5 protein-coding genes are annotated in these 4171 nt (G+C 51.5%); 3 read left to right on the top strand and 2 right to left on the bottom strand.

Going from position 1 to position 4171, the window contains the following annotated elements; genetic code table 11:
- Nucleotides 1–1184 precede the first annotated feature (1184 nt).
- The 3 genes from I9187_RS21815 to I9187_RS21805 all read left to right on the top strand — a co-directional run bounded on the left by I9187_RS21815 (nucleotide 1185) and on the right by I9187_RS21805 (nucleotide 2334).
- Nucleotides 1185–1322: a hypothetical protein gene (locus tag I9187_RS21815; RefSeq protein WP_170447558.1), complete on the top strand. Its 138-nt coding sequence runs from the start codon at nucleotides 1185–1187 to the stop codon at nucleotides 1320–1322.
- The gene (locus I9187_RS21810) at nucleotides 1322–2011 is read left to right on the top strand and encodes a hypothetical protein (protein ID WP_170447557.1); all 690 of its coding nucleotides are present in this window, start codon (nucleotides 1322–1324) and stop codon (nucleotides 2009–2011) included. The genes I9187_RS21815 and I9187_RS21810 overlap by 1 nt, the downstream gene beginning before the upstream one ends.
- Before the next feature lie 74 nt (nucleotides 2012–2085).
- Complete coding sequence (locus I9187_RS21805) at nucleotides 2086–2334, top strand: ParB N-terminal domain-containing protein (protein ID WP_170447556.1); 249 nt, start codon at nucleotides 2086–2088, stop codon at nucleotides 2332–2334.
- On the opposite strand, the gene I9187_RS21800 is transcribed toward I9187_RS21805, so the two are convergent.
- Together I9187_RS21800 and I9187_RS21795 are read right to left on the bottom strand one after the other, a co-directional pair.
- The gene (locus I9187_RS21800) at nucleotides 2326–3339 is read right to left on the bottom strand and encodes a fatty acid desaturase (RefSeq protein ID WP_170674489.1); all 1014 of its coding nucleotides are present in this window, start codon (nucleotides 3337–3339) and stop codon (nucleotides 2326–2328) included. The two genes, I9187_RS21805 and I9187_RS21800, sit on opposite strands and share 9 nt — an antisense overlap.
- A gap of 72 nt (nucleotides 3340–3411) precedes the next feature.
- Complete coding sequence (locus I9187_RS21795) at nucleotides 3412–3618, bottom strand: cold-shock protein (RefSeq protein ID WP_170430361.1); 207 nt, start codon at nucleotides 3616–3618, stop codon at nucleotides 3412–3414.
- Between the last annotated feature and the right edge of the window lie 553 nt (nucleotides 3619–4171).

Genomic DNA, 4171 nt, shown 5'->3' with positions numbered 1-4171 from the left:
TCTGCAATCGCGCTCGCCGCACTCGTTATCTTTTGGCTATGAGTCCTGAGCCTAGCGGTGCTAGCTTGGCGACCAAGGAAACTTCCTTGACTCTATGCTGACCAGGACCCACAAAAGTGTATTGGTGAAAGTCACTCGTCGCCGCGATGCTGCCGGCTACGATGATCCAATGGCCTTCAGACTAATTGTAGCATGTGCCCCAGCGTAGGAACGGGTTTCGCTGGGGTCTTCGCTATGAGCTCGTTCCTCGCAAGCATTCGCAACTGTCACCTGACAAGCCCCAGTCATCGCGTGACCCGTAAAAGAAGGCGCCGTATGAACAGCACATGGCTCATAAATTGCGTGCTTGATGCCCTATAGATCAGGTCTCAGGCTCCGTTTCAATCAGTCGTTCATCGTGTTTACGCGCTGCATTCTTTGTTTGATCCCGACACTCTTGGTGTTGCTCTCAGGAACGCAGCTTCCTGCCCAGGTCGCAGGCAATGCCGATGGATCGGTTTGTGACGAAGGTTTCGAGAACAAGAACGGATCGTGCCAAAGAATAGACCTACCGGAAAACGCATATTTGACGGGTAGCTCCTATGGCAGTGGCTGGGAATGCAATCACGGTTTTCAGAACGTCGGAGAACTCTGTGAGGAGATAAGAGTTCCTGAAAATGCCTATCTTGCATCGACCGGAGATCAGTGGGAGTGCAATCGGCTGTTCCAGCGTGTCGGAGATAAATGTGAAGAAGTGATTTCGCCTCAAAATGGGTACGTCGAAACTCGGTTTGGCGTGCAGGAAATACACTGCAACTGGGGATTTCGTAAGGAAGACCAGGATTGTGTTGCAATAGAAGTCCCAAAAAACGGTCGTCTGAGTGACAAAAGAAGCTCGGATGGTTGGGTATGCCTCAGAGGTTACAGGGCAGCGGAGAGCGGCTGTGAGCCTGTGGCTGTTCCACAGCATGCATTTCTTGCACCTGAAACTTATTCCGGATGGAAATGCGAACGTGGTTTTCGAGCAGAAAGAAGCCAATGCACAGCGGTCATACTCCCTTCAAACGCGCATTTGAATCGAAGAGGTGATGGTTGGGAATGCAATCGGCCGTTCACGAGACAGAACGATAAGTGCACCGAAAATGTGCCGCGACAATAGGTTGGTGGGAACCAATACCTCCTGACATATCCGGAAGGACGAATCCGTGAACCATAACTCGATTGACGAAAACCTGGGTAAAATACTCAAAGCCGAAAAGGCGCAACGCTGGTCCTACAGCATAAAGATGTTTGTCGCATTGGCGATGATTGTTGCGGCCATAATTGTGGTGGTGTTTCTCTGATGCGTAAAAGCACCCCTCAGGTTAGCCTCCGACACCCAAAATCGGCAATTCGCGACCTAGAACAAAGAGCATTTCAGGAACGCAGTGTTCGTAAGTCGCGGAACGCTGACGTAGCCGGTGTGATTGAGGAACAGTTTGGCAAGTACTTGATTAAAGCCGGCATTCTGAGCGGTAACAGCGTTGCGCGCGCATTCCCCAAGCCACCAGCTAAAACGCAGGCAATGATTGCCGATGCAGTTGGTGAAACACCAGAGTTGGCCATTGAAGCCTTAAAAGGAATTCTCGAAGAACGAGACAGGAAACGTAGCGGTCAACGACGTTTGGAAGGAAACTCCGGCACGCTCGTTCCCAGTGCAAGAGAATATGCAGAGGCATTGCGCCAGATCAGGCTCACCCCTGCGCAGGTCACAATGCTCAAAGCACTTACTATCGCGGGCAAGGACGGTCTGACTATTGGTCACTTGTCTCAGGCAGCCGGTTACAAATCGCGCGAGGCCTCCATCAAGGTTTTCAAGAAAATCGGACTATTGATCGCAGAATATCTGGAACTGGACCTACCCGAAGCCGGATCGGTACAGAATGATGGCGCCGCTCAGGTCCTAGCATTTTCTCACATCGAAAGTGACGATGAGCCAGCAACTTGGATTATGCATCAGGAACTGCGCGACGCTGTTCGTTCGGTTCTATGACGTACGTTCCAGCCCCCGCTTTTGTAGAGAACTCTGAACCGGAACAAATGCACGAAAGGTTGCACACGTAGCTTATGCTTGAGAAGAAACCATACCCGCTCGACCTGATCTATGTACCTGTGAAGCGTGCAAAAACACTTGATCAGCAAAAAGTCCTGACGCTGGCCGAAGATATCCTGAAGAACGGCCAGAAGACCCCGATTCAGATACGCGCGGACAACAAGAGGTTCGTGCTGATTGAAGGCCTTCACCGACTAGAGGCCATTCGCGCCCTCGGCGGTGATACTGTCGACGCCTTTTTGGTGCGCGCCAGATTACACTAAACTCTTGTTGGGATTGGCGTTCGACAAAGCCTGAGAAAACGTCAGCAGGCGCTGACTTTCTTCATCCCAAAGATGCAATCGTGCGCAATGAAGGCTCTCATATAGAGTAATACGCTGGCAATTTTCCAACTCGGAATGGTCACGCAAAACCTCGTTTAGCCGATAAAACGGTATGCGGCTGGCAAGGTGGTGAACATGGTGCACACCGATATTGGCAGAGAACCACCGCAGGATGCCTGGCAGGGCGTAGTGAGAACTTCCATAGAATGCGGCGTTCTGAAGATTCCACACTTCTTCCCGCTCCCAAGTCGTGTGTTCAAACTGGTGTTGAATATAGAATAGCCAAATACCAATCGATGCGGCGACGATCATGGTTGGAAGGAATACAAAAACCAGTACATCCAGGCCTCCGGTCCAAAAAATCAGAGCCAGGACCACTGCAATCGCGGCGTTTGTTCCCATAGCACTTGCCCAATTCAGCCAGCCTGACCGCATGAAACCAAAGGGCAAGCGATTTTGAAAAAAGAACGTGTAGACCGGTACTATACAGAACAGGAAGAAGGGGTTCCGGATTAACCTGTAAGCGGCACGCCCGAACCAATTCCGTTTCAGGTATTCCTCAATGGTCAATGTAGGAATGTCACCCATACCACGCCGATCAAGGTTACCGGTTGAGGCATGGTGAATCGCATGGCTTTGCCGCCAGACGTCATAGGGTGTCAGGGCGAGAACACCCAGAACCCGGCCGGTCCAATTGCAAACGGTGCGGCTTCTAAAGAAAGATCCGTGACCACAATCATGCATGATGATGAAGATACGCACCAGAAATGCGGCGTTCAGGATGGCCAATAGAACAGTGACCCAGATACTAAGGGATAGCGCAAACCACGCTGCGCCCCATAGCGCGAAAAAGGGGATGACAGTGATTGTCAGTTCAATAACGCTACGCTTCGTATCGGGCACACGGTATTGCGCGAGCGCCCGGGTCAATTCCTGCTGTTGCAACTGACTTGTTCTCCAAGGGCTTTTAGCAGCCCATTGTGCAAACGGGCACCCCATAAGGGTGCCCGTAAAAGGTCAGGCCAGTGCCAGATTGGCGGCGCTGTCGCGCCCGTCACGGCCAGCTTCGACGTCAAAAGTGACCTTCTGGCCGTCCTTCAATTCGCTGATGCCGGAACGCTCAAGTGCTGAGATGTGCACGAACACATCGCGCTTGCCATCTTCAGGTTCGATAAAGCCAAAACCTTTGGTCGAGTTGAACCATTTTACTGTGCCATTTGCCATGGTGGAAGTCTCCTAATACTTGCCGCCCGCATTATTGCGGCGACTCGGCGTGGTCGGTCTGAATCGAAAGACTGAACGCCGAGTTTGGGAGACAGCAGGTCGAAAAAGAAAAACGTAAGCCCTGTGTATATGGACTTCGAGTACACACGATACAAGCCTTGATACAACGGAAAGCAACAGAAGATCTAAGTCTGCCCAGCCCAATTTGGGACAAAGATAAGCAGAACCATTGCTCTGTGGTTCGGAAATCAGAGGTCGGCTTCCGATAAAACCTGCCGAATGCGTATGCAGCAAATTGATTGCTCAGGCACGGCAGGTAGGGCTCACTGTCCGAAATCGCCGCGTGCTTCAAGAACACCGCGGCAAGGCACAAATGTTCATTGAGTGATTGAAACATTGCTAAATCAACGAGTTGACCTCTCTAACGAACGGTAGATTCTGCGCGGCCCGAATCTTGGGTCATGCTGCGTTGGCATAGGGCGACTGCGAGCCTCAAAGGGCTCTGTTGCGAAGTTTCTGACAAAACGAAGAGTTGACACCGAACCCGCGGCCT

The sequence above is a fragment of the Ruegeria sp. HKCCE4148 genome (assembly GCF_017872495.1).
Classification (GTDB): domain Bacteria; phylum Pseudomonadota; class Alphaproteobacteria; order Rhodobacterales; family Rhodobacteraceae; genus Ruegeria.
Note: the sequence above shows the minus strand (reverse complement) of the source record. Positions and strands in the feature narration are given on the sequence as shown.